General features: G+C 53.6%; 1 protein-coding gene. It reads right to left on the reverse strand.

Annotated elements, in window-relative coordinates; genetic code table 11:
* A partial coding sequence (locus tag EE949_RS12955; protein WP_164666769.1) for a LysR family transcriptional regulator occupies positions 1–220 on the reverse strand: 220 nt, incomplete at its 3' end.
* Positions 221–295 lie beyond the last annotated feature (75 nt).

A 295-nucleotide genomic window follows, 5' to 3' on the forward strand; every position in this document is an offset into this window, starting at 1 on the left:
GATCAAGAATACGCCGCGTGTAGTCGAGAAAATTCCAGCCGGCAGGCGACAGCCGCAACCGGAGCTTTTCACGAATAAACAGCTCAACGCCCAGGTCCTGTTCCAGTTGCTTGATGCGCGTGGTCAGGTTGGAAGGCACCCGATGGATATGCTGCGCAGCCGCACTGATGCTGCCGTGCTCGGCAACTGCCTTGAAGATCTCCAGCTGGACCAGATCCACATCATTCTCCAAACGTGAAAGATATGCTCAGTATTATTCAGTTTCGCAGAGCGTGTCACGGGCTTATTCTGGTTT

This window comes from Pseudomonas viridiflava (assembly GCF_900602065.1).
Taxonomy (GTDB): domain Bacteria; phylum Pseudomonadota; class Gammaproteobacteria; order Pseudomonadales; family Pseudomonadaceae; genus Aquipseudomonas.